19 protein-coding genes are annotated in these 25,282 nt (G+C 40.3%); 4 read left to right on the top strand and 15 right to left on the bottom strand.

From position 1 onward, the window contains the following. Positions 1–13 precede the first annotated feature (13 nt). The 12 genes from ACS5PU_RS17895 to ACS5PU_RS17840 all read right to left on the bottom strand — a co-directional run bounded on the left by ACS5PU_RS17895 (position 14) and on the right by ACS5PU_RS17840 (position 19,837). Entirely contained in the window at positions 14–1,903 is a 1,890-nt protein-coding gene (locus ACS5PU_RS17895; RefSeq protein ID WP_439460528.1) for a RagB/SusD family nutrient uptake outer membrane protein, read from the bottom strand. An 18-nt stretch (positions 1,904–1,921) separates the two neighbouring features. Continuing rightward, a complete protein-coding gene (locus tag ACS5PU_RS17890; RefSeq protein ID WP_439460527.1) occupies positions 1,922–5,245 on the bottom strand; it encodes a SusC/RagA family TonB-linked outer membrane protein in 3,324 nt (1,107 codons plus the stop codon). Between the two features lie 214 nt (positions 5,246–5,459). Continuing rightward, entirely contained in the window at positions 5,460–6,512 is a 1,053-nt protein-coding gene (locus tag ACS5PU_RS17885) for a FecR family protein (protein WP_439460526.1), read from the bottom strand. Between the two features lie 106 nt (positions 6,513–6,618). Beyond that, complete coding sequence (locus tag ACS5PU_RS17880; protein WP_439460525.1) at positions 6,619–7,197, bottom strand: RNA polymerase sigma factor; 579 nt, start codon at positions 7,195–7,197, stop codon at positions 6,619–6,621. Between the two features lie 417 nt (positions 7,198–7,614). After that, positions 7,615–9,288 (bottom strand): S1C family serine protease, encoded by a 1,674-nt coding sequence (locus tag ACS5PU_RS17875; protein ID WP_439460524.1) that lies wholly within the window; start codon positions 9,286–9,288, stop codon positions 7,615–7,617. A gap of 85 nt (positions 9,289–9,373) precedes the next feature. Continuing rightward, positions 9,374–10,507: a redoxin domain-containing protein gene (locus ACS5PU_RS17870; RefSeq protein WP_439460523.1), complete on the bottom strand. Its 1,134-nt coding sequence runs from the start codon at positions 10,505–10,507 to the stop codon at positions 9,374–9,376. Between the two features lie 68 nt (positions 10,508–10,575). Continuing rightward, entirely contained in the window at positions 10,576–11,997 is a 1,422-nt protein-coding gene (locus tag ACS5PU_RS17865) for a PKD-like family lipoprotein (protein WP_439460522.1), read from the bottom strand. A 10-nt stretch (positions 11,998–12,007) separates the two neighbouring features. Beyond that, positions 12,008–12,817 carry a DUF4843 domain-containing protein gene (locus ACS5PU_RS17860; RefSeq protein WP_439460521.1) on the bottom strand — a complete coding sequence of 270 codons (810 nt, stop codon included), beginning with the start codon at positions 12,815–12,817 and terminating at the stop codon, positions 12,008–12,010. A 28-nt stretch (positions 12,818–12,845) separates the two neighbouring features. After that, positions 12,846–14,336: a RagB/SusD family nutrient uptake outer membrane protein gene (locus ACS5PU_RS17855; RefSeq protein WP_439460520.1), complete on the bottom strand. Its 1,491-nt coding sequence runs from the start codon at positions 14,334–14,336 to the stop codon at positions 12,846–12,848. 32 nt (positions 14,337–14,368) lie between these two features. Further along, entirely contained in the window at positions 14,369–17,770 is a 3,402-nt protein-coding gene (locus ACS5PU_RS17850) for a SusC/RagA family TonB-linked outer membrane protein (protein ID WP_439460519.1), read from the bottom strand. Positions 17,771–17,975: 205 nt separating this feature from the next. Continuing rightward, on the bottom strand, positions 17,976–19,109 hold the full coding sequence (locus ACS5PU_RS17845; protein ID WP_439460518.1) for a FecR domain-containing protein: 1,134 nt from the start codon (positions 19,107–19,109) through the stop codon (positions 17,976–17,978). 143 nt (positions 19,110–19,252) lie between these two features. Further along, entirely contained in the window at positions 19,253–19,837 is a 585-nt protein-coding gene (locus ACS5PU_RS17840; protein WP_439460517.1) for an RNA polymerase sigma factor, read from the bottom strand. Between the two features lie 162 nt (positions 19,838–19,999). Here ACS5PU_RS17840 and ACS5PU_RS17835 point away from each other — a divergent pair, with 162 nt between their 5' ends. From ACS5PU_RS17835 to ACS5PU_RS17820, 4 genes are all read left to right on the top strand, one after another. After that, positions 20,000–20,506 (top strand): hypothetical protein, encoded by a 507-nt coding sequence (locus ACS5PU_RS17835; protein WP_439460516.1) that lies wholly within the window; start codon positions 20,000–20,002, stop codon positions 20,504–20,506. Continuing rightward, complete coding sequence (locus ACS5PU_RS17830) at positions 20,494–21,246, top strand: oxygenase MpaB family protein (RefSeq protein WP_439460515.1); 753 nt, start codon at positions 20,494–20,496, stop codon at positions 21,244–21,246. Before ACS5PU_RS17835 ends, ACS5PU_RS17830 begins: the two co-directional genes overlap by 13 nt. Positions 21,247–21,403: 157 nt before the next feature. Further along, on the top strand, positions 21,404–22,036 hold the full coding sequence (locus tag ACS5PU_RS17825) for a Crp/Fnr family transcriptional regulator (RefSeq protein WP_439460514.1): 633 nt from the start codon (positions 21,404–21,406) through the stop codon (positions 22,034–22,036). Positions 22,037–22,330: 294 nt separating this feature from the next. Beyond that, positions 22,331–22,780, top strand: coding sequence for an SRPBCC family protein (locus ACS5PU_RS17820; protein WP_439460513.1), 450 nt, complete (start codon positions 22,331–22,333; stop codon positions 22,778–22,780). A 74-nt stretch (positions 22,781–22,854) separates the two neighbouring features. Here ACS5PU_RS17820 and ACS5PU_RS17815 read toward each other — a convergent pair whose 3' ends face one another. From ACS5PU_RS17815 to ACS5PU_RS17805, 3 genes are all read right to left on the bottom strand, one after another. Next, complete coding sequence (locus tag ACS5PU_RS17815) at positions 22,855–23,220, bottom strand: SnoaL-like domain-containing protein (RefSeq protein ID WP_439460512.1); 366 nt, start codon at positions 23,218–23,220, stop codon at positions 22,855–22,857. A 399-nt stretch (positions 23,221–23,619) separates the two neighbouring features. Then, the gene (locus tag ACS5PU_RS17810; protein WP_439460511.1) at positions 23,620–24,501 is read right to left on the bottom strand and encodes a hypothetical protein; all 882 of its coding nucleotides are present in this window, start codon (positions 24,499–24,501) and stop codon (positions 23,620–23,622) included. A 49-nt stretch (positions 24,502–24,550) separates the two neighbouring features. Then, a complete protein-coding gene (locus tag ACS5PU_RS17805; RefSeq protein WP_439460510.1) occupies positions 24,551–25,210 on the bottom strand; it encodes a hypothetical protein in 660 nt (219 codons plus the stop codon). Between the last annotated feature and the right edge of the window lie 72 nt (positions 25,211–25,282).

Here is a 25,282-nt window from a genome sequence, read left to right as displayed (position 1 = left end):
ATTAAAATATTGTTTACCATCCTGGATTTTGAGGTCCGAATTTTGGGTTATTATCGATTAAGCTTTGTTGAATTGGTTGCAAATAGCGCCTCGAGAAATTAAACTGACGCTGATCATAAGCAAAGTTAAATGCGCCGGTTACGATTTGAAAAGATTTGCGGTCTTTGGATACATCCATAACCCTTATTGGTTCTGTGAGGTTAGCAATAGTTCCTCCCGGCGTTACACCATCATTAGCGTTGCCGCCATATCTACCCCATCTCAATAAACTATAGTAGTAATCATTTTCTTCTGTTAGCTCAACCCTTCTTTCTCTTTTATAATCTTTCCACGCCTGTGCCATATCTGTTGCTTTTGATGAAGGAAGTTGCCCATGTACTACTCTTGTTTTGTTAAGGTTAATCAATGCATTATTCAAATCGCCTTTAAGTAAATAGGCTTCGGCCAGGTTTAAATATACCCGTCCTAAACGCATACATACGCTATGGTAATCGGTAGCAACAGAATTTAAAAAACTTGGCGAAATGTTGGTATACATGCCCTTGCGGAAATACATATTGGTTACACTTGCGCCCCAATCGCCACCGTTAACGCTAATCCATCTGTTTGCGTTGCCCTTAACATTGGTTGTAAAAAGCTCACTCGCAAAACGTGTCGAATCGCTTATGATGGAAGCTCGCCATCTGGCATCACGGTTTTCATTTGTCAATGTCCAGAAAGTCTCTTGGCTCCCGGCCTTAATCCTACCTTGCTTTACAACAGCTTCATTTCCTCCTGAAGGCACTTTATCATTGGGGAAACCAGTTCTGGCATAAGCGCTACGTACATTTACACTTTCATCTACAGCCCCCAGGTACTGCGATGTTTGATTCCATGGCAATGCTTTTGTTGGATCAGATTTATCAATAGTCAAATAATCATCGGTAAGGTTTTGAGCGGGGAAATATTCGGGCCACACTTCAAAGGCAACAGGTTTAATAAATAAGGGGCTTCCATCAAATTTCTTTACCTTATCATTTGACATATTTGGCAAAGCCCTTTGTATGGGTGTATTTTGAACAATATTATTTATGGCTTTTTTATAAATTGCATAAATGATTTCTGGCGAGGTGCTTTTTGTTTCATTGAACATTCCCTCATAATCTGTTTCTAAGGCATAACCTCCCGAAATTACGGTCTGCGTGCTGGCAATCACTTCATCGAGCAGGGGATCATTCGGATTTACATTTGCCGCGGCCGGATAGTTTTTATAGGCCAGGGCCTGCAAACAAACTTCTGTTAAAAATGCCGCAGCAACATATTTATTTGCTCTCCCTGCCAATTTGGTTGCTGGCAGATCAGCCACAGCATCTTCCAGATCTTTAACGATATAATTATAACTATCTGTTGGTGTGGCAACTGTAGGAAGTTTAAGATCATCATTTTCAGTCAGCACCTTATCTATCCAAACAATACGGCCAAATTTGCGGGCAACATCAAAATAAGACATTGCCCTTAAAAACTTACCTTCAGCAATCAGCGATTTTTTATCTTCGTCAGTTATCCCGGTTGAAGTGGCTACTCTTTTAATGATCAAATTGCAGCGACGGATAGCAGCCCAATTGTCGAAACCAAAATCAGCTGCATTGGTAACACTTTCGCTAAAAACCGGAAAGGCACTTCTTGCAGTTCCATCTGTTGCTAAAATATTGGATGTTCGAAGGTCCGCACCAGGATCTGTTCCGATTGTTAAATTATTCATGATTGAATAGGTACCGTAGATAAATGTTTCGGCATTGGCCTTAGAACTCCAAACCAGTTCCTCGCTCACTTTATCAAGCGGTTCTGCGTTAAGAACTTTTTTACAAGAATTTAGCATGAACATACCTGCAATAATCCCCATTATTAATATTTTCTTTTTCATTTCAGTAAAAATTAATGATTAAAACCCTGCATTGATACCAATTGCGAACGTGCGCTGGATAGGGTAGTTATAATTGCTTGGATCGGCCTCAGGATCTATAAAATACTTTTGGCTTTTTGCTGAGGTAAGTATATTGGTACCCGATACAAATAAACGCAGCTGCTGAAAAGGGCTTCTCTGAAATACGCCTTTTTTAAAATCGTAGCCTACCTGTAAATATTTTAACCGCACGTATTTCGATTGGATTAGCCAAAAGTCGCTGGTTTGATAGTTGTTGCCGCCATTTACTCCGGCAGAAGTGGTTGCCCGTGGAAACAAGGCATCTGTATTATCAGGACGCCAGTAATCTTCCTGAAAACCATAGGTCATTAATTTACCTGTTTGCCCCGTTAATGAGCTGCCCAAATAGCGGTCGCGGTTTCCAGAGCCTTGAACTACGGCACTAAAGAAAAATCCTTTATAGCCTAAATCAAGGGTTATACCGTAGTTTGTACGGGGGAAAGTATTGTTTCCGATTGTAGTCTGATCATCAGCCGTAATCTGTCCATCGCCGTTGGTATCGATGTAGCGTAAATCTCCTGCAGCAACTCCACTGGCACCTGGCAAACGGGCTCCGGATAGCAACTGTCCATTGTCGGTATAAAAACCGTTGTTCTTGTATCCATAAATGGCATTTCCATTCACATCTACTAAAAAGCCAGCCAATTGGCTCGATCTTCTTCTGAAAGGATTTTTTAAATCAGCATCGCTATCACTAGCATTACGTTCCCAAGCGGTATTAAAATAATTATAATTGAACCCAATTTTATAACTCAGTTGACCTTGTTTGGATTGCCAGTTCATATTAAAATCGAAACCTTCTTTTCTTGCCGCGCCATCGCTAAAATTTATCAATGGCAATTTGATGCCCAGTGTGTTGGCAAATCTTGGATCGCTTGTTACATAACCAGTGGTGCGCTTATAATAGTATTCTACTGTAGCGGTTAACCTGTTATTGAAAGAGGCTAAATCAATTGCAATGTTCCGATCTGCAATTTGCTGCCATGAATAAGACTGGCTTGGGATAGATGTTGGCTCGGATGTGCCCTGAACAGCCTTGCCATCAACAAACCATGCAATTGGCGTAACGGAATAGGCAGATACATAACGAAATGGATTTATCCCGTCTTTATTTCCCAATATACCATAGGAACCTCTTATTTTCAGGAAATCAAGAATGTGTTTATCTTTTAATGATTTCATAAAACCCTCTTCTGATAAGGTGTAGCCAGCTGAAAGCGCAAAGAAAGTTCCCCATTGGCTACCTGGAACGAATAGATAATCTCCATCTCTCCTAACAGATGCCTCAAAAGAATATTTTGATTTATAATTGTAGCTCAAGCGCCCTAAAAGTGCAGCCCTGGCATTTTCAGACTCTCCACTCAAAAGATTTCCATTACCATCAAAAATATTGATCGATTGGTTTTCTGTTGGGCCGGCAATTAACTGATCGTAGAGGATCTGATAATTAGAGCGGGCAGCATTTATGGTAAAATAATTTCCCTTGGTTTGCTCATATACAGCCGTAAAATCAATAGCGTGATCGCCAAAAGTTTTATTGTAGATCACATACCCCTGCAGTGTGGTCATATTTCCTTTGTCGCTGCGTACAGTCAGGCTTGGGGCATTACCGTAAACAGGTGCAGTACTTCCAATTAAGTAACCTGGGGCTAAAAAATTCCACACTTTACCTTGTGTATTGTAAGTATTATATACGCCATTTATTTTAAATTTTAATCCTTTCAAAAAATGTGCGCTATACGCTAAACTTAAATTTGCGTTTAATACATTTCCAGCCCCTTTATTATAGCCTGAAAGTGGATCAAGCTCCCGAACTGGGTTATCAGGGATAGGGGTTGGCAATCCAAATTCGTTTTTAGCCAGTTCGTACGATAGCCTATCTTGTATATGGCTGTAAATACCTGCATAACCCGCTACTGGCACTATATTTTTTTCAATAAACCCATCCAAGCCTACATTAACTTTCAAGTTTGCCTTTTCAAAATCGCTTGTTGCGTTAAGCCTGTAAGTTGTTCGCTTATTGCTGTTTTTATCGGTTTTAAGTATTGTACCCTGATTATAGTAAGACAGAGATGCATAATAACTTAATAACTTGGTTCCTGCTGACATGGAAAGGTCGTGACGCATTTCTGGAGAAAAGTTTTTCATGGTCAAATCCTGCCAATCTGTATTTGGAAACCTTAGCGGATCAGCGCCATCACGATATTTTTCTAAATCCTGTGGCGCAATTGGGGCCGGCTTTCCTTCATAAACAAATAACCTGTTAAGCGCTGATTGCTGCTCGAAAGAACTTAATCTGTCAGGGAACAAAGTTGGTTGAGAAAATATTTGGTTATAGGCATAGTTGATACTCGTTTTACCTTCTTTGCCGCGTTTGGTAGTAACCAACAAAACACCATTAGAAGCAGAAACGCCATATAGCGCTGTAGCGGCTGCATCTTTTAGCAGTGAATAATCTTCAATATCATTTGGGTTCAGATTTGCAAAATCACTTTCTGAGCGGATTACATTATCAATTACAAACAAAGGCGTACCTCCTCCACGTATTGAAATTGAACTTTTTGAGCCAGGGGCACCATTGGTAGCAGTTACAGTAATGCCTGGCAAACGACCAGCTACCCCATCATTAATAGACTGAACAGGTATAGATGCTATAGTGGTCATATCTAAAGTACTAATAGAGCTGGTTGTTTTACGCTTTGTGGTGGTACCATAGGCCTGTACAACTACCTCATCCAGATTATTGCTTAGCGCTTTCATCACTATATTCATTGAACCTGATGCAGGCTCTTCTACAGTTGTAAAACCAATGGCAGAAAAAACAAGGATGGAGCTGTTTGGTACTTTGATGCTAAATTTACCATCACCATCGGTAGAGGTACCTATTCCTTTTATCCCTTTTACGGTGATGGTAACCCCAGGCAGCCCAAGGCCTGTACTATCTTTAACCACACCTTTTACTACAACATCCTGATTGGTCATTTCGGCTTTCAAAATGGTAATGAGGTTATGCTGTTGCACTGTAAAGCTCAGGGAAGTACCAGAGAGTAAGCTGCGCATCACTTCTTCTAGCGATGCCTGGTTGGTTTTGATACTGATTACCTTATTGAAAGGTCCCTCTGTTGGGCTATATACAAAACGGTAAGAGCTTTGTTTTTCAATGGTTTGCAGGGCCTTTTCGAGCTTAATATTTTTAAGGTCGAGCGTAAGTTTCTCTTGCGAAAAAACCTTTGCAGAAACATTCAGGCAGGTAATAAAGACTAGTAAAAATGCAATCTTCATTTGAATAATGACTTTGGAAAGCAGCCTGAGCCATGGCGAGGCTTGACTAATGTAAATTTTAATCATATTTTTGGTTTTTGATTGGTTTATTTGGGGCTACGCATTTCCAGTGAGGAACCCCAGATTAGAAAAAAGATCAAAAAAAATCATTGGGGAATGTGTTCGAGCACTTCCCCTTTTTCTTTTTGATACAGGTTTATTTTGGTTAGTTTGTTTATTTGGTTATGGTTATGTGCTCTCCTTTCTGTTTAAAATTAAACCGTTTCACTTTTTTTAGGGTATTCAGAATAGTTATCAGATCCTCGTTTTCAAAGTGTCCGGTGTAAGTATATCCGGCCAGCTCTTTATCTTCAAACTCGATGGTAACATTAAACCAGCGCTCCAAGCGTGCTTTAATATCTCCAAAATTATCGTTTGCAAAAATGAGGTTGTTATTGGTCCATGCCGATTCTACCACCTCCTTATTGAGTAGTGTAAGGTTATTAACTTCAATTTTTGGCAGTCTTTCTGCAGCATCCATTGCCGGAAGGCGCGGATTTGTTAGCGCTTTTAGCAAATGGTAAGTAATTTTCTGACCAGCTTTAAGAATGACGGTATTTTTATTTAAGCCAGTATTGTCTTCGAGTTTAATGGTTCCCCGTACCAGGGTTGCCGCCGATTCATCCTCATTGGTATAGCTCTTTACATTGAAAGCTGTACCTAAAACACTGATTTTAAAATCCTTGGTCTGCACGAAGAAAGGTTTGGAGGCATCGTGTTTTACATCAAAATATGCTTCGCCGCTTAACTTTACACTTCTTTCTTTTTGATTGAAATCATCTCCAAGCTCAATTTTACTATCGGCATTTAGGTATACCAAAGTACCATCGGATAAGGTAATTTTCTTCTTCTCCCCTCTTTTGGCTACAATTTTTTTGGCATAAGGCAGCATGTTGCCCTGACGTTGGTAAAGCGTATACATTAAGCCGGCAAACAACAGCAACAAAATAGACGCGGCGATGGCGTAATGTACAGTCCTGAATCGCTTAGGTTTGATTTCAGGGTTTAAATGACGGTTTAAATACTCGACCTGCTGATTAACAGGCTTTAAATTACCACTTAAAAGCTGGTATAATTTTTTGGCTGCGTATACTGTTTTACGTTTTTCAGGATGTTCGGCTATCCATTTTTCCCAGAAAACCACACATTTTTCATTGCTACCCTCACAATATTGCTTGAAGGTATCATCCATTAAAAAATCTTCAGGGTAATTATATTCATCAACCATTGAACAGGCTTTTTAATACCAGTGCACGAAAGATGTTTTTTTTACCAAGTATTTTTTATTTTTTTTGAATTTATTTTACAAATGGGGCCTTAATGGCTTAGGAAAGCTAAAATTTAAGCTGGGTGCGCAAAAATTTCAAAGCACTATAAATGGTATTATAGGCTGTTCTAACGGTTAATTGTGTTCTCTTAGCCACATCTTCATAACTTAATCCATCATAAAACCGCAATTGAATTAATTTTCGTTGTTGAGGGCTTAGTTTTTGGAGTGCAGCAAACAAACTGTTTTTAACAAGTTCATCTGATTGGATTTTTACGATTAATTCTTCATAAGGCATTTCAAGCAATGCTTCATCCTCAGTTACCATTACCGAAATAGCTTTATTTAAGCGTTGCTCGTGTGCAATGCGTTTTAAAATTTTACGCTTCAGTATGGTACGGAGATAAGATTCTACCTGATCGACCCTTGGCAGGGAATCGCGTTTTTCCCAAATCTCCAGAAAAACCTGATTTAAAACATCAGTAACTATATCTGCATCATTATGTACACGAAGGCCAAAGCCAGCTAAACTACGGTAAAGACTTTTATATAAATTCAGAAAGGCATCTTTTTCGCCAAGGCACATGGCCTCCCACCACAAACTATGTACGGAAATGTGTTCTCCCAAAATATTTTTTTTGTCCATAGTGAGTGGATCTGCCCTATTTGGTTATTTTAACGATACATATGCTACCCCATCTGAAAATAAGTGATCAACAGCGGCTACTGATCCTTACGTTCATCATCATTAGGATGCACAAATCTGAGGGTATAAAAGAAGTTTATTTCTTGTCGGGCACGATAAACTTCTTCGACATACTTTTCAAAAGTAAAATTTTAGATCAATATTCCAATTTTTTATTAGATACAGGCATAAAAAAGAATACAAAACATTTCTGATGAAGCAAATCTGTTATAAATAAAGTTCTCATCCCAAGGAATAATTAATTAAAAAAAATCAATATTCAATGTTAGCCTCCCGATGAACAACCGGGAAGCAGAATTTGATAATTTGAGTGAGATTTCAAGCTTATAACACAGCTTAACTGGGAAAATCGCTTGGTTAATATTTCATTACAAAGGCATAAACTAGATCAGCTGGGATAAAAAAAGCAGCAGTTCTACTAAAGCGGGCAATATTAAGCCCGTAAAAATCTCCTTTGCCATTAAACACTGCGGTGCCTGCCAAATCAGGGGTTAAAGCCAGATCATGTGCATAAACAGTACTAAAGCCATCTCTTCTGGCCGATTTACCACCTGCAAATTTTTCTGCTGGATGGTTGGAAGCCCCTTGTGCCACCCCACCCAGTTTAATGTTTTTAGAGAAAAGCTTTCCCGCGCTTTTCCAGCTGATATTCACTTCATCATCAGGCCAGTATTTAGTCATAAATGGACCATAATCAGCAGCATTAGTTATGGGCTGGCCATCAATGCTCACCAGTTCATCGCCCACCTGTATTCCGGCTGTTTGAGCAGGGCTACCTGGTTTTATCAATGAAAATAATACCGGACTCGCGTTATACACTACCATGGCCCCAAAATACGGCATACTTGATACTTTTGGCAGGCTCAATTTACCACTGCTTAAAATACTTTGCAGGTAAGTTCCATCCTGTTTTAAGGTGAAAAGTATTTTTGGATCGTTATGCTCAATCACCATCTGCTTCAAGCTTGCTAAAGGTATTCCGCCTTTAATTTCAATAGCTGCCTGTAAAAGGATCAGATCGTTTTCCTTATCGCGGGCAATTACTTTGGCTGCAACTGTTTTACCATCAACACTTAAGTTAATCTCGTTCCCAATCATGGAATTTTTACTGACCAAAAACTGTTTTTTCTGACCTTTCGCATCAACCTGGTTAAATAGTGTAGCATTTACAGTTTTGGCTACTCCGTTTATCAAGCTGCTGATCAAAAAACCGGTATGCTTAAATTTTGGGGCAAATTTTACTTTCTCAAAATCAACTTTTCCGCTCAGTACATCTTTCTTGATCTGATCAGCGAAACTATCCTCATTTACCGCATCAGTTTGTTGGGGCAAAGCCGTGTAAACTTTTTCGGTCTTTAAGGCGGTCCAATATTTCCGGTACAAATCAACCGGGATCTCAAAATTCATATCCTCTGCTACATCAATGGCACTGTGCAGGCCAATTACCCTACCAAAATAATCGAATAATGGTCCTCCAGAATCGCCTGGTTCCATTTTACAGGTTGATTGGATAAAGCCATATTCATTTTTTACTGCAGCAATTTTACCGAGCCTAATGGTTGGTAAGGTTTGGTTTAACGTTTCGGGATAGGAAATACTCAGGCACATTTCATTTTTAACCAAACTGTGTGCGTAGCCCATTTCGGCAAAAGGCCAATTGCCCTTGGTTAAAATTTTCATCAGTCCAACATCGGGTGCACCGGGTGTTTCCTTCACTTCAATTTTGCCTAATGCCTCGGCAATGCAGGTTTGCCCATCAGGGAAAAATACCTGATAGTTTTTGCCCGGCTGTGTTGTATGGGCGGCTGTTAAAATATAGCCATCGGCACTCACCACCACACCACTAAACTGGGCCGAAGTACGCTCGTTCCTTGTGGTATCAAAACCCCACATCCTCACGCTTGCAGGATAGGCTTTTTTAACCCCAGCAGAAATGATAGTTTCTAACTTGTTTATGGCTTTTTCTTGTGCAATAGCCTTGGTAAAGCATAAAACAGCAATTAATACGGATACCCTCAAGTATCTATTCATAATTTTTGTGTATTGAAAATGGGTTACATTAAAAAGGCATGCCAGATCGATCCGGCATGCCAAGCGTTGATTTATTTGTTTCTTTTTAATTAAAAATTTCTGCCAGTTTTTTGTTCAAAGGCTCACCCCTTAATCCATTGGCAATAATTTTCCCGTCTTTATCTACTAAAAAGCTTGCCGGCACGGCCCGTACACCATATAAACGGCCAACTTCGTTGTTCCAGCCTTTTAAATCTGATACGTGCAACCAAGGTAAACCATCCGTTTCTATGGCTTTTAACCAGTTTTCTTTTACATTATCCAACGAAACCGATAAAATTTCGAAGCCTTTATCTTTATACAGGTTGTACTCTTTTACCAGGTTAGGGTTTTCTGCGCGGCAAGGCGAACACCAGCTCGCCCAAAACTCTACCAATACAACCTTACCTTTTAAGCTCTCCAACGAAATAGGTTTGCCAACCACATCATTTTGCGTAAATAAAGGTGCTTTTGCACCAATGGCTGTGGCACTGTTTGCGGCAATTCGCTGTTCAAGCTCTTTACCTAAATCGGTTTCGCGGAGCGCTTTGCTCAAGGCTTTAAATACGGGTTCTACTTTGGCTACATCAACTTTGGCTCCTGATGATTCGGATAAAGCCACCAGGCCAAAAAACGAGTTCGGATGATCTTTGGCAAACTGGAACTGCTTTTCTTCCCTCGCTTTTACTTTGTTCCTATACCTGGTATCAACCGCTTTCATATAGGCAGGATCTTTTTGCTGCTCGGGTGTTCCGCTGTTAAAATCGGCATTTACGGCCTTGGTTAATGACATTATGGTACCACCAATAACCTTATTGTAGGCCACATATTCGTTGTACACTTTTGATCCGCTAAAACTTGCGTTTTCCAGTGAATCTTTTGAGCTGATTAAAACCTGCTCTTTACCGAAGTAAAAATAAATTACATCTCCGGTATAAACCGCGCGCTGCTTACCGCCACCAGTATGATCGAGTGCCATACGGGCATAAGCAATGCCCGATACATTTCCGGTAAAACGGAATGCACCGTTTACCAGCACCGTAGAATCTTCATGGCTTACACCATTGTCCATATAATCGATATAGGCCTTAGCTGGCGCATTCAATGTGCCTATTTTGCCCGATAAACTAAAATTTGGTACCTGCGCCCAGGTTAAAACCGGTAATAGAAGGGCCAATGCCGCTAACTTTATAATTTTCATCTGTTTATTTTTTTAATTATTTACTTTCCGTGGCCGCGATTTTGAATCTTCCCGGCCACGGAAAAACACTATTTTCTAATGGCCATATCTACTGGACTGCCTGGAATCCCCTCAATCTTTTTTAGGAGCACGCCATTAACCCCGGTTGCTATATTCAGGAAAGAAATGGTCTGTTCAGTTCCTACCATCAGCGTTTCTTCATCATCGGAAAGTTTTAACATCGTAATGTTTTTCCCGCTAAAACTGGTGGCCAGTTCTCTCAATTCTTCATTTACAGGGTTGTAACGGTAAACTTTACCAGCGTTGGCAATATAAATTACCCCATTTTTGGCACCGCTCCATTTTGTACTTTCGTTAATCAGCTCCTGGCGTACAAAAAGCCTTTTGTGTTGCGGCGTAAAGGTAAATGGACCGTTAAACTGAACATTGAACTTCAATTCATAAATTTTTCCATCAGCGCCTTTGCAATAGGCAAAACAATCGGCGTTATTAAGCTGCTCTAAATGAACAAGATCCATCCCTACGTTTAGCGGATCAAAAGCACTTACCGTGGTAACTGAATATTGTGTACCAAAATAAACCGGTGCTCCGTAAAGGTTAATCCGTACAAACTGTTTTCTGTTTTTATCGAAACCGATAAAATAGGTAGCCGATTGGGTAAAGCTCATCACAAAAGATGGGGCAAGTTCGTAATCACCATCTGCAGGTAAACCAAACATACCATAGGTGGCTGCCTGATCCCAGGTGCTGGTGGTACCGCCGTAAAATTTACCGTTAACAACGCCCATCATTACACCCTGCGGATGGGAAATTAGCGAACCAACTTCAAGCCCATCAGGCGTGGTAAAGAAATTATCTTTTAGTGTGTTCGGATATTTTGGATCTTCCTGCATGGTATTCGGATCGAGCCTAATGCCGCCGTTTTTTGTAATAATCCAATAACCCAATAATGTACCACCGGTAAATGTATTTCTAAGCAGAAATAAGTTTCGAGGGTTTGCAGGTAGATCTTTTCCCTGCATTACCTTGTACAAACGTGCCTGTACGCTTCCATCGGGTTTTACAAATGAAAACTGTGTGGTTCCGTTTTCTACGCTCAATACCGTTGTACCACTGGCAAATTCAGTTCCGCCATCGATATAAAACTTATGGAAATATTTCATCCCATTGGCTTTATTGTAAACGGTTAGGCGTGCAGGGTATCTTTTAGACTGCAATCCGAATATGATCCTCAGGGCCGGGCCGGTATAATTAACATCGTTCCCTTCTATTACGGTAATGCGCCATTGAAGTTCGATATTGGCCGCGTCGGCACTTTCTATTTTGGGTTTAATGATCAAACTGTCGCCTACACTGGCGGTATAAACCGAATCGAGGCTTAACACCTTTGGTTCGATGGGCATCGTGATATCATAATTGCCCAGATCTTTATGGCATGCGGCAAGTGCAACCACAGCAGTTATCAAAAGGATTATTCTTTTAATATCCATGTTCTTATGTTTAAATAACCTCATTTCCATTTTCATCTATAAAGTAATATTTACCATTCTGCATATTTTTCCGTAAGAGTGTTTTCTTTGCCGGATTTTTTGTATTGTAGAAATAATAGCTATCGGTATTACCGGCAGTAACCTCTTCAATTACGTAACCTTTTGCCTGATTTTTGGCTACCCAGTTAAATGGATTATTTAACATGGTGGTTAATAATCCTATATAGTACAGGTTTTTAGGGGCATCCAATCCGTCGGTAGTAAGCGAGGTTTGTCCGGTTACCAGGATAAACAGCTCGTGCTTGGTGCGCGAATACGGCGGAAGCGGCCAGGTATCCCACCAACTTGGTTTTTCGAGTTTGGATGAGAATACCACCTTTGCCCTGATCATATAAGGATTTTCAATACCCAGATCTGATGTACCGGTTAATTTGATCAGTATAGAAACCGATCTGTTCTCGAGTTCCTTATCCTTGTTATAAATCACCACAGGAAGATATCCTATCCCCTTATTGGGCAGGATTGAATATTGTGTTTTTAAGGCTTCGTAATGGATGCCGGGCTTTGCTGTAGAAGAATCAACATCTACTTTTGCACTAAATTTCCGGTCTGCATCTGTTCTGATGCCTGATAAGCGTACGGGTAGCCATACGGTATCCTGAGCCAATGTAGGATTATAGGCAAAGGTTCTTACTATACTGTCCTTATCACCGTTATAAATGTCGAAATAAACATTGGCACTGTGATCAAAACGCATCTCTTCTGCTTTTTTGCAAGAAGCGAGGCATATGATTGCGAATATTAATATATATATTTTCATAACTTTCTATCAATAAAATTTCTAATGTTTATCTGCCGCCATACACCACCTCATCGTTAGGCAGCGGAAGTACAAAAATATTATCAGAAGGCGGAATAATTACACCGGTTTGCCCCACTATCCCCCTGTTAAGGCGTTTGTACATATAAAACAGCTGCCCTTCTGCCAACCATTCTTTACGGGCATCTTTAAGCAGTTCTTTTACTAAATCTTCTTCGCTGTTTATCGCTAAAGGATCGCCTATCTGCCTTGCCTCGCGCACCTGTTTAAGGTAATTTACTGCGGTTGCTGGATTGCTGGCGTACGAACACTCGGCGGCGATGTAATACATTTCGCTAAGCCTGATGGCCGGTGCCATGAGATAATGTAAATTGGCATTTGCCTCGGAACTTAAGGGGTTTCTGCGGTATTTAACAATATCGTACGATCTCGACGATTGGTTCGATGTAGCGGATAGCCAGTATTTATACCGCGAATCGCTTGCTCCGGCCGTTGCCTTTTCGTAAATGTAATCCGCGGCATCCTCAATCAGGTAAAAACCCCTGGTACCGCTCTGAAACCAGTTATCTTTGATTTCTTTTGCAGCCCCCGGAATGTACCATCCAAAAACAAGCTCTTTGTAAAGGATACGGTCTTTCTTGGCATCTTCGAAAGCCTCAAAATCACTTTTTGCCGTCCATGGGAATTTTTTGGAGTCGATTACCTCTTTTGCATTAAGCAAGGCCTTAACCTTATCGTTTTTATAAAGGTAAACCCTGGCGAGGGTTCCGCAAACGGCATAATAATTAAGACGGTGCCTTCTGTTCTGCAAAAATAAACTTGGGTTTTTCTCTTCTGTATTTTTAAGCGAATCGGTAACCAATGGATAATTTACAAGGTAGCCTGCACTCCTGATCGGATCGGCAAGCAGCAGTTGTTTCGATTCTTCCAGATCTTTGGTAATGAGATCGATGGTTTCGGCCACGGTAGAAACCGGAGTAATTTCTTTGGTGTACCTGTTTGCATAAGGAATTGCTTTTGCAGCAGGGTTCCGCAGGTAAGAAGGAGCAAATAAACGCAACAGATCGAAGTGCAGATAAGCCCTTAAGGCCAATGCCTCGCCTTTTACGATGGCATAATTGTTACCCGTAAAAATGTTCTTTTTTGCATCCACATTTTCGAGGATCAGGTTACAGTTTACAATTGCATTGTATAAACCGGCCCATATTTTATCTTTCCGCTTGATAAACTCGCCATGTTTGTAATTGTACAACGAGGTTTGCCTGTAATCCTGTCCGTCATCACGCATCGAAAAATTTTGGGCCAGCACTTCTGTTGTACCGAAGGTAAGTTCTTTACCGTACAGATCTGATTCTGTACTGCGGTTATATATGCCGTTTATCGCTTCCATAAAGCCATTTTCGGTGCTGAATAAAATTGGGGCAGCTATTTCCGACTCAGGCTCTACTTCCAGCCATTTTTTGCAGGAACTAAACAATCCTGTTGTAATGATGAGGCAGATTAACAATCTAATTTTCATGTTTTTATATTTTAAATCTGTTAACTAATAGCTTAAAATGCTGCTCTAACAGTAAAGGTTAAACTCCTGGTAAATGGGTAATTAATACCCCTTTCTTCTTTCACTGACGACCAACGCACCACGTCATTGGCGGTTACCTGAAACATAAGGCTCGCCATGGCTAATCGCGCGGCCATTTTTTTATCCAAATCATAAGAAAAGTTAACTGACTGGAGGTTGATCAGATTATCGGGCTGTATAAACCTCGAGCTTACATCAGTTTCGCCATTATCGGCTATGTTTTTATAAAAGGAAAGATCGCCAGACTGTTTCCATTTTTCTTCAAACACGCGCTTATCAACGTTATACCTTGGATCGGCATTCTCAACACGCTCTACCAAGGTTAGGTTATATTTATCGCCCCCGAAATAGGTTTGAAACTGTACATAAAGGCTAAACCTTTTGTAATTAAACGTTCCGCCGAAATAGCCGCTTACTTTTGGATTGGGATCGCCAATTACCACATAATCGCGCTTATCGTAATCGTAGGTAAGCGTACCATCTTTTTTAAGGTATAGCTCACGTCCATTTTCCGGATCTATGCCCAACGAGCGTACACCATAAATGGCATTAAAAGGCTGCCCTTCGCTAAACCTTAGCAACGGGATACCGCGGTAACCACCATCGCCCGGTTTTACCGATTGTAGTTCGTCGGCCCTATCGTTGTATTTCTTTAATGCATTTGAAATTCTGACTACTTTGTTTTTGTTGGAAACCAAACTGGCGTTCAGGTTTACCGACCAGTCTTTGCTTCTTACCGCATCCACAATTATCCCCAGCTCGGCCCCTTTGTTCTCCATATCGCCAAGGTTTTCTTTGTAGGATAAAAAGCCTGTTGATGGAGGTAAGGTAATATCGGCCAAAATATCTTTGGTAAACTTCTTGTATATCCTCGGTGTAATCAAAATACGGTCTTTAAACAGGCCGATGTCGATACCGATATCTGTCATCCTGGTTTTTTGCCAGCCCAGGTTTTCATTTCCGTAACTGTTTACACTGGCACCAATACCCGATGAATACCAGTTTCCGGTATTATACTTATAAATGGTTTTGGATAAATATGGATCGAACTCTACCGAACCTGTAAGTCCTGTAGAAGCCTTGATCCTCAGCTGGCTGATTACGCTATTATCGCGCAGAAATTCTTCCTGGTGTACATTCCATCCCAATCCGAACGACCAAAAAGGAGCCAGTTTATTGTTTACCCCAAATTTTGAAGAGCCATCAATACGAATGGTTCCATCCATTAGGTAACGGTTTTTGTACGCGTAGTTCATGGTAATGAAAGAGCCAAAAAGCCTTGCCCTTTCGAGCTTGCTCAGCGGTTTTCCATCTTCGGCATAGCCCTTGGCAAAACCAATGCTGGTAAAGCGGTCGTTTGCAAATCCGATAGCGGTAAATTCTTTCTGATCGCGCAGCTCGGTACGGGCATTAACACCAATCAATGCGTTAAAAGAGTTGTCGCCAATCTGCTTCAGCCAGGTTAACCTGATATTGCTGTCCCAGTAGGTTTCTTTCATTTCCCTATTGGTGTATTCGCCCTTTTCGTCTATCTTATCTGTGGTGTACAGGTAATATTTGTTGGCCAAGGGAGATGTAAATATATCATCCGAATTCGATCTGGTGGTAACACTCATCTGGGCCCTAAGCCTAAGGTTTTTTGCTACCTCTAAATCTGCAGAAAGGTTATCGATAATTTCGGTGTATTTAGATTTATTGAAACTGCTTAAATTGGCATCAAACAGTGGGTTAAAAACATATTCTTTAGATCTGTCCTGCTTTTCATATACATCCGAGATCCGCATCGCCATACCATTGGCATCCTGTAATGGATAATAAGGGTTCATCCGCACGTAATTGGAAAAATCGCCATATGGAGATTCGGTAGCACCCACCTGGGTGATGGATAATTCGTTTCTGAACTGAAGTTTCTTTACGTTATACTGAAAACTCATGCCACCCGAATACTGGTCCCTTTCTGATCCTTTCATGGCCCCAGGTCTTGTTTGGTAGCGGAGGTTTACATTATACCTAAAGGCTTCCGATCCGCCATCAAGATTTACACCATGCTTATGGCCAATGGTGTTACGCAATGGCTGCGATAGCCAGTAACTGTTAACACCACCCACAACATTTGCTTTTTTGTGGTAATAAATTTCATCGAGCTGATCTTGAGGTACCTGCTGTTTTGCCGAGCTGTATAATCCTGCCAATACTTCGTAATCAAGCTTTTCGGCTGCATCTAAAACCTGATAATCGCTTAGGTCTGCAGCAGTAAGGTTCAGTTCGTAATTATATTCTACCCTTAATTTACCTTCTTTTGGTGTTTTAGTGGTAATTACAATTACACCATTGGCCGCACGCGAACCGTAAATGGCCGTTGCCGCAGCATCTTTTAAGGAAGTAACGGAAGCAATCCTACTTATATCTAAATCAAATACTTTCTGCACACTTACTTCGTATCCATCGAGCATAAAAACAGGCATATTTACCGTTCCCAAAATTTCATCCCTTCTTAATACCTGCCCATCGCCGCTTGGCAGTGCAGATGCGCCCCTTACGTTGATAGATGGAATCCTATTGGGATTGGAGCCGGCAAGATTGTTATCTATGAGTTTAAAGGAAGGATCGAATGTACCGATACTCTGCAGTAAATTTTGTGGATTTACCCTCCGCAACTGATCTCCGGATATAGTAATGGCATTACCGGTATAGTTATCTTTCTTAATGGTCTGGTAACCCGTTACCACCACATCGTTCATCTGCGTGAGTTTGGAAACGAGTTTTATGGTAAGCAATTTACCGCCTGTGGCTTTTGCTTCCTGTATTTCGTAGCCCACGTAGCTGAATACCAGCGTGGTACCTTCATCAACAGTAACCTTGAATTCGCCTTTTTCGTTGGTAACACCGATACTTGCGCCGTTTTTTACAGAAACGTTAACCCCAGGCAGGCTCTCACCATTGTCTTTATCAACAACTTTACCTTTTATTTCAATTTTACTTAAAACAACCGCTGCCGGGATAGCTAGGTTTTCTTTATCACTGATCACAATTGTTTTATTAACAATGTTGTAGTTTAAGTCCATTCCTTTTAACGAAATGTTAAGCGCATCAGTTAGTGTTGCATTTTTTAATTCGACGGTAACCTCTGGCTTGCCCTGTAAAACCTGCCCTTTGTAAAAGAAAAAATAACCTGTTTGTTTTTTAATTTCTTTAAAAATGGTTTTTAACGGAGCTGTTCTACGGGATATGGTTACCGTTTGGGAAAAAGTAGCGGCCGAAATATGTAAAGTGCCGACCAGTAATAATATAGCAGTCAATTTCATGACCAATAAAAATTTAATCCTTACCCTCCATATAGTGCATACGGGGTTGTAAAGGGTAGTTAATTTCATACCTTTGTTTAAAATGAGGTTAATAAATAGCAGCTGGGTTCAAAGCAAGCTGCTGTGTCCAAAATTTCTACCGGAAGCGTTGCTGCGCTTTCGGTTTTTTTTGCGGTAGGAAATTAGATTTCAGGTAATTTTTTCATCATACAGTTTAGTTTAATAGTTGATTAATAGTTCGGTTTATTGCCTTTTTAAGACGGGCAAGGTCTATCTAGTTTTTGCTGCCAGATACAGTAAGTACTTTACCCTTTGCATCAATATGAACGTGGTTAAGTTCCAATATTTTGAATACTTCGGATAAATTGCTGTTTCTTGGGATTTCCCCTATATATTTTTCGTCGGTAATTTTGCCTTGATAAACAATGTCAAGATCGTACCAGCGCGATATTTGCCGCATAATGGTTTTTAGGTCATCATTGTCAAAAGCAAAAAGATCGTTTTTCCAGGCCATCTCTTTATCTACGTCTACATTGGCATTGAGGCGCAGTTTTGCATCGGCATAGTTGAGCTGTGCCTGTTGGCCCGGGCTAAGTTTTATGCTATTGGTGGCGCTGGTTACATTTACCGATCCTTCTAAAAGTGTAGTTTTTACAAAATCTTCATCGCTGTAGGCATTAATATTGAAATGCGTACCCAAAACTTCTACCGTTTGCTGCTTGGTACTTACCCTAAACGGTCTGCTTTGATCTTTCGATACTTCAAAATAAGCCTCGCCCTGTAACTCTACCCTACGTTCATTTTTTGCAAAAGAGGATGGATATCTTAATGTAGAAGCTGCATTTAGCCATACTTTTGTTCCATCGGGCAGGCTAACCTGATACTGTCCGCCCCTAGGTGTCGAAATTAGGTTTACGCTGGCAGCCTGGTTGGCGCTGCTTCCTTGATCCTGAATGATATACTCAATCTGCCCATTGGCAGCCTTACGTACAATTATTCCATTCTGGTTGGCAATCTGTCCGTTTTTAGCACTATCCAGATCGATCACCGAGCCATCGGCCAATGTTAAAACCGCACTGTTGCGCCCTGGCTTAACATCACTTAGTGTTTTACCAACAACCAAATGTTCTTTTTGCTGTTGGTTAAAAACATAAAAACCAATGCTAAAGCAGATCAAAATACTTGCTGCCACAGCTATACGCTTAAACAAAACAATACGCTTTGCCGCATGCTGATGCTGGCGGATACTTTGCCAGGCTTCGTTCTTACTGTTTTCAATTGCCTGTTGCCCTGGAGCATTACCATTAAACGGCAGCTGTAAATACCATTGCTCTACAATTGCTAGTTCTTCGGGCGTACAATTGCCAGACAAGTATTTTTCCAGCAATATTTTTGCATTTTTCTCCATTCAACAGAAATCTTTTTGGCTTAATTAATAGGTATACGGCGAAGTGTATCCCTTGGGGGTACTCAAAGTTATTTTTTTTCTAAAAATAATTTCAACCGGACTAAATTTGGCTGAAAAAGACAAAGAAATTCAAAAATAACAGCTCAATTATAAGTTTTATAGATAAAAACAAAGTAAGCTAGCAGTCCCAAACGCGATCTTAAAATTTTAAGGGCTCTTTTTACCTGGGTTTTAACTGTTAATTCGGAAATTTCAAGCAAAGCTGCTATTTCTTTATGTGTTTTATTCTCCATCCGGCTCATCAGAAAAATTTCGCGCATTTTGGGAGGCAGTGCAGCTATTTCGCGTTCAATTAATGAAGCCATTTCTTTTTCGCGCACCAAATAATCAGTTAAAACATGCTCTTGGTTAAGATAACCCTGTAACGAATCGATGTATTTATTTTCTACTTTTTGATGTGCATAAATATCGATTACCCTATTTCTTGTAGCGGCATACAGATAAGCCGCTAAATTTCCGTCAGGAGACACCTGACCGCGCTTAATCCATAAAGTTTCGAACAACTGTTGAACGAGATCTTTAGCCTCCTCTTCGCTATTAAGGCGTTTGTGGGCATGGATAAACAATAAACCATAAAACCGGTTGTAAATTTCGGTAAATGCGGCCTCATCATTCTTAGTTAGCAAGAAAGCTAATTCATTATCTGAAAATGAGCTATATGTATCCATCACAATCGATTGCAAAGATAATATTTCTTTAACAGTTTGTATGGCTGCTCAAAGAATTGCTCGATATATAGCAACAAGTATCGATTTTTTTGGAATATTAAAAATTTAATCTTTACTTTGAATTACAAAGCACTTTTAAAAACACTTCTTACACGAGAATCCATGCTACAACCGTTCGAAAAATTAAGGAGCCAAACTAAAATATGCATCTGGATCATTATTATTGGTTTAGCGCTAAGTGGCTTAACGGCATTTCCGCTCGAAACAGAAATTGCTTACCTGCTTAAACACACAGGAGCATTCCCTATTGTGCTACAGAACTGGTTGCTAAAGGTTTATGAAGGCATTAAAAACTCCAACATCCATTATCCTTTTTTAAGCTACGGTACCGATTTGCTGGCTTTTGCGCACCTTATGCTGGCCATTTTATTTGTAGGCCCCTTAAAAGATCCGATAAAAAATAAATGGGTGGTAGAGTTTGGCATTATCTGCTGTATAAGCATCATCCCATTGGCTTTAATTGCCGGAAACATACGCCAAATACCTCTATTTTGGAGATGTATAGATTGTGCTTTTGGCGTTTTAGGCATTATCCCACTGCTGCGCTGCCACATTAATATCAAGCAAATGGAAATTTATACCCTAAACCAAAAATCATGTATTTTGTAAACGAAGATTCGGTTGTACGTAAAATATGGGGCAATACAGATGTAATACTTTTCATCTTTGCAGGTGCCGCTGCCGAGTTTAGCTTAAACAAAGCGGTTGATTGGCTGTATTTTACCGGCAAGCTTCCACAAGATCCATTGGGGAGGCTGTTTTCTACGGTAGCCTACGCCCAGCAGATTGTTTTTTCTTCTACCACCAAAGCACACCAGGCAATTGATCAGATTACCATGATACACAAGCATGTAGAAACAGCAAGGGGAACTAAAATTCCCGATTGGGCCTACCGCGACGTACTTTTTATGCTTATTGAATACTCTATCCGATCGTTCGAGGTATTGGAAAGGCCGCTAACCTTTACCGAGAAGGAAGAAATATTTACTACTTTTTACCGCGTTGGAGAAAGAATGGGCATTATTGGCCTTCCAACTACTTTTAGCGCCTGGCAACTGATGCATGAAAAGCAGCTAGCGGAAAATTTAATTTATGGCCATTTTTCTCATGATCTTTTTAAACAGTATAAAAAGCACCTGGGCTGGATGAGGTTTTTACTGATGCGTAAAATACAGGCCCAAATTGTACCCCTTAAAGTAAATAAACTGCTCCGATTGGGAAAAGGAAAACTGATTATCCCGGTTCTTGCGCTCTATAAACTCAGCAAAAAACTGAATGTACATCAATTTTTAAGAAGCCTCATTGTACCTGCAGCCTATAAATCGCAGGTTTTAAGCCTTGAAATATGAGCTAAATGACAATTTACAAAGGTTTAAACTTATTTAACCGGATATTTTAGCGCTACCAAACAAAAAGATAAAATTTTAAAACCCATTTATAGTTTTTAGCGTTAAAAGCGATAAGCTTTTTGCTTTAATTAAATGGTTTGTCGAAATTTGAGCTTCAATGAATTTAAAAAACGAACTAGGCGATCGAAAATGGGACAATTTTGGGGGAGCTTCACCCCTAATTCAGGTATTTAAAGCTTTCCACCCTCTTAATGATGCTATTGAAAAAATTATCAATGAGCATACCTTTCCGGTAAGTTTTGCCAAAAACAAACATATCGCCTCTCCTTTAAAGAAAAACCGCTACATTTATTTAATTCTGCAGGGTTCGGTGCATGGTTATATCAAGTTGGGGGGACAGAAAATTACCACATGGATAGCGATTGAGAATGAACTTGCCGGAACCATCAGAAATTTGTGGACCGAAGAGGGATCGGATGAGTATATCGAATCTATCGACCCCGTTGTAGCCATTGCCATACCCCATTCCATGTCGAGGTTTCTTTACGACAATTTTGCCATAGCCAATTACGTTGGCCGTAAAATGACCGAAATTTATTACCGCAGCGCATCCGAACGTGCATTTATAAGCCGGTTGCCCACAGCAAAGAAACGTTACGAACGTTTTTTAAAAACCTATGGCTACCTGGCAGACCGGGTTCCGCTAAAATATATTGCTTCGTTTTTGGGCATGCGGCTCGAAACCATGAGCAGAATCAGAAGCGGAATGGTAAAAGGAAGTAATCGTTAATTTTCTGTAAAAAGCTTAGGTGCTTTACACCAATCTTTTAATTTGTTGTTCATTTTTTGATCATCGCAATCTGCCTTGAATGTTAATGTGTTTGTGTTAGGATGTGGATCTGAAGATAAAAATAATAAGCGCTGCCCTTTATTGAGCGTAACCAACCCCCAATAAAGTCGTTTTTGCCCCTATCTAATTTGCTTTTTTACCAGCAAATTTGTTAAAGCAGATGTGGAGCAGCAACCACTTAAATAAACGGGCGAAACGAAAAGCCACACGAGTAGGATCACAAAAATCTATTTTATGTCAAACAACATGGTTTCATTGCACAGGGTGATTAAGGCATCGCCCGAAAAGATATACCGTGCCTTTACCGATAATACAGCAATTGCGGCATGGTTGCCACCTTATGGATACCTTTGTACGGTTCATCAAAGAAATGCCGCAGTGGGCAGCAGCTATAAAATGTCGTTCCAAAACTTTACAACAGGCAATAGCCATTCGTGGAGCGGTACTTTTTTAGCTTTACAGCCCAACGAATTCTTAAAATATACAGATCAGTTTGATGATCCTAATTTGCCCGGCACCATGACCACTTCGGTTTCGATCCGTAAAACATTGGTAGGTACCGAATTAAAAGTAACACAAGAAGGGATTCCAGATGCCATACCTGTAGAAGGCTGTTATCTGGGCTGGCAGGAATCATTAGAAAAACTGATCAAACTGGTAGAACCCGAAATTCAGGAAGGTTAAGTTTGCTAATAAAAATAACTCGAAAAAAGCATTATCGAAATCCTAAGAAAAGCCATGAACCCATGGCTTTTCTTTTAGCCGTTCATCCTGTAAAAAAAATTATCTGCGATAATTTTTCCATCTTTTACTTCGTATACGCAGATCTCGCTCATTTTCATACGGCCATGTTCTTTGTAGGTGGCATCAATATCCATTACTACAGCAAAATGGTTATCTGCTACAATCGGCTCTGACAGCTCCGAACTGTGTATTTCGGCAACACTTTCTTCCCATTGTACAGTTTTACCCTTAACTGCGGCTTTACCTTCGGTAAATTCCATCGGCGAACCTTTAGGCTCACGGCTCACCACATCATCGCTGTATAGCTCATCAATAGCTTGCTCGTGTTTGTTTTCGCGGCACAACTGAACCAGTTTTTCCGCAACTTCTTTTGTATTCATAATTATTTATTTTTGTTGTAATAACTAAACAGTTTTAAGCCAAAAAAAGTGTTAAAAATCTTCGCCAAAAACCAATCTGTTTTTTACACAAAAAATAAATATGGGCTTGCATTCATCCTCTTTGTCTACATCAGTAAAATGTGTTTGCCAATAGATAACTAAAAATTGAGTCATCAAGCAGCAATAGCAATGATCAGCACTCGGCCAATTGCAAAAACCGAGGGTAATCAGGGAATGCTCGGCTGGTCCATGTGGGGAAATTTGAGCACAGTTGAGAGCGGAATAGTGATTAAGGCACCAGTCGCTCACCACCATTACGCAGCCTGCTTTGCGTAATAACCAAAGATAAATGTTTCCTGGCAGTAACTGTGGCACAAGCTCTGATTGGCCAGTGCAAAGCTAATAATAAACAATTTCCCGTCTTTCAAAGGCCTGGCTGTGATAATCGTCGCTGTCGTAAAAGTCAGATCTTTTGATTACCCAGTTCTGTTTGGTATCGTACTCATAACGGTACTGCTCCCTACCTCCGTTGCCGCCATCTCCATGATAAGAATATCGTTGCGAGAGCATATTCCCAAATGGATCATAGGTATAATCTGTTGTACTGCTCTTTATCCCTTTCTCAAAACCGATTTCCTGCTCGGGTAAACCGGTTTTATCATCAAGCTTCCTTTCCGAAATATGGTAGCTATTCTTCATCCGGGATTCATTTCTTACCACCCTTCCTTTGGTATCGTACTGAAGGCTGTTCGTCCACCGTTCTTGACTGTAGGGAAAGAGGATATTGTAATTAACCAGTCTGCCCTTGGTATCATAGCCAAAGGTCTTTATCGAACTCACCGCGCCACTGAAAGAAGAAGCTGTTTCTTTTACCATTTTTCCTTTGCTATCATAGCTAATGATCATTCTGTATATCGAAGAGTTTTTCTCATTGGGCGTATTGTCGATTACTTGCGTAAGCCGTCCCAACTTGTCGTAACTATAATCTTTTCTACTGGCAATACTGCCATTAACCCGGTACTGCGTATAGCTAATCATGTTCCCTTCCCGATTGTACTCGGTAACAAAATACATATCCAGCTTGCCCGGCCTGTCTAGCGTATCGCCTCTTTCTGGGCTGGTGTTTTTGTAGCGGTAATCTCTTATCACCTTAACTTTTCCCTTCAGGTTTTTAAACTGGGCATGGGTTTGGTTAAGGTTGAAAATTGAATAATTGTTCTGGCCAAAGCTTTTAATGTAACCTAACGTTAAAAGCAGCAAAATAAATGTGGTTTTCTTCATGAGATGAGCGTATGTAAAGCCACAAAATTAAACATTGTTGGGAAAAGTTTTAATTATTTGGTAAATCGTCGGTATTTGGGACAAGTAGTTCGTAGTTGACAGTTGCATCAGTTCCAAATTTGATAATTTTATAAATGCCTCTGGTTTTGTAGCCGGGATAATGAGCAAAAAATCGAATATAATTGTCCTGCCCGGGCTCGATCCTGAATTCCAGGATAGTATCTAGAGGTTTTGCCGGGAGCTTTTGCTTTTTGGAATTTACCACGACGCTTAGGCTGTCTGCGGTTGTTTTATCTATTTTTAGATGAAATTTAAGGTTATTGAACTCTGTCGCTTTGACGATGATTTGATTATCTTTTCCGGTAATTAATGGGTAACTGAAATATCCGAAGGCTGATTTATAGTCATCTGTTTGAAGAAGCTGAAGCTCGTAGCCTGAATATCTTCCGTTGGCGGTAAAGTTGAGCTGAAAATTTCCGTCGCTTCCAGCACTTGTTAAAGCAACCTGATCACTGCATATTTCCCCTCCGGCAAATGGGTGGATTTTGCAGCCAAGTATGGCGATTTTTGCGCCACCAATACGTTTGTTTTTGGCGGTATCGGTTACGTAACCAGATACTTTGGTTTGGACACCTTTGGGAACTTTCTTACAGGCTAGGGCGAAGAGCGTGATTGCGAATAGTGCGTAAATGGTAAGTTTTGAGTTCATGAGCGTTTTTTATTTGATAAAGAAACGCAGATAATTGGCTTTGCGCGACAGACTGGAAAAAATTTAATAATT

It is taken from the genome of Pedobacter sp. GSP4, assembly GCF_051857575.1.
Taxonomy (GTDB): Bacteria; Bacteroidota; Bacteroidia; order Sphingobacteriales; family Sphingobacteriaceae; genus Pedobacter.
The sequence above is the reverse complement of the archived record's forward strand: the minus strand, read 5'-3'. Positions and strand labels throughout refer to the sequence as shown.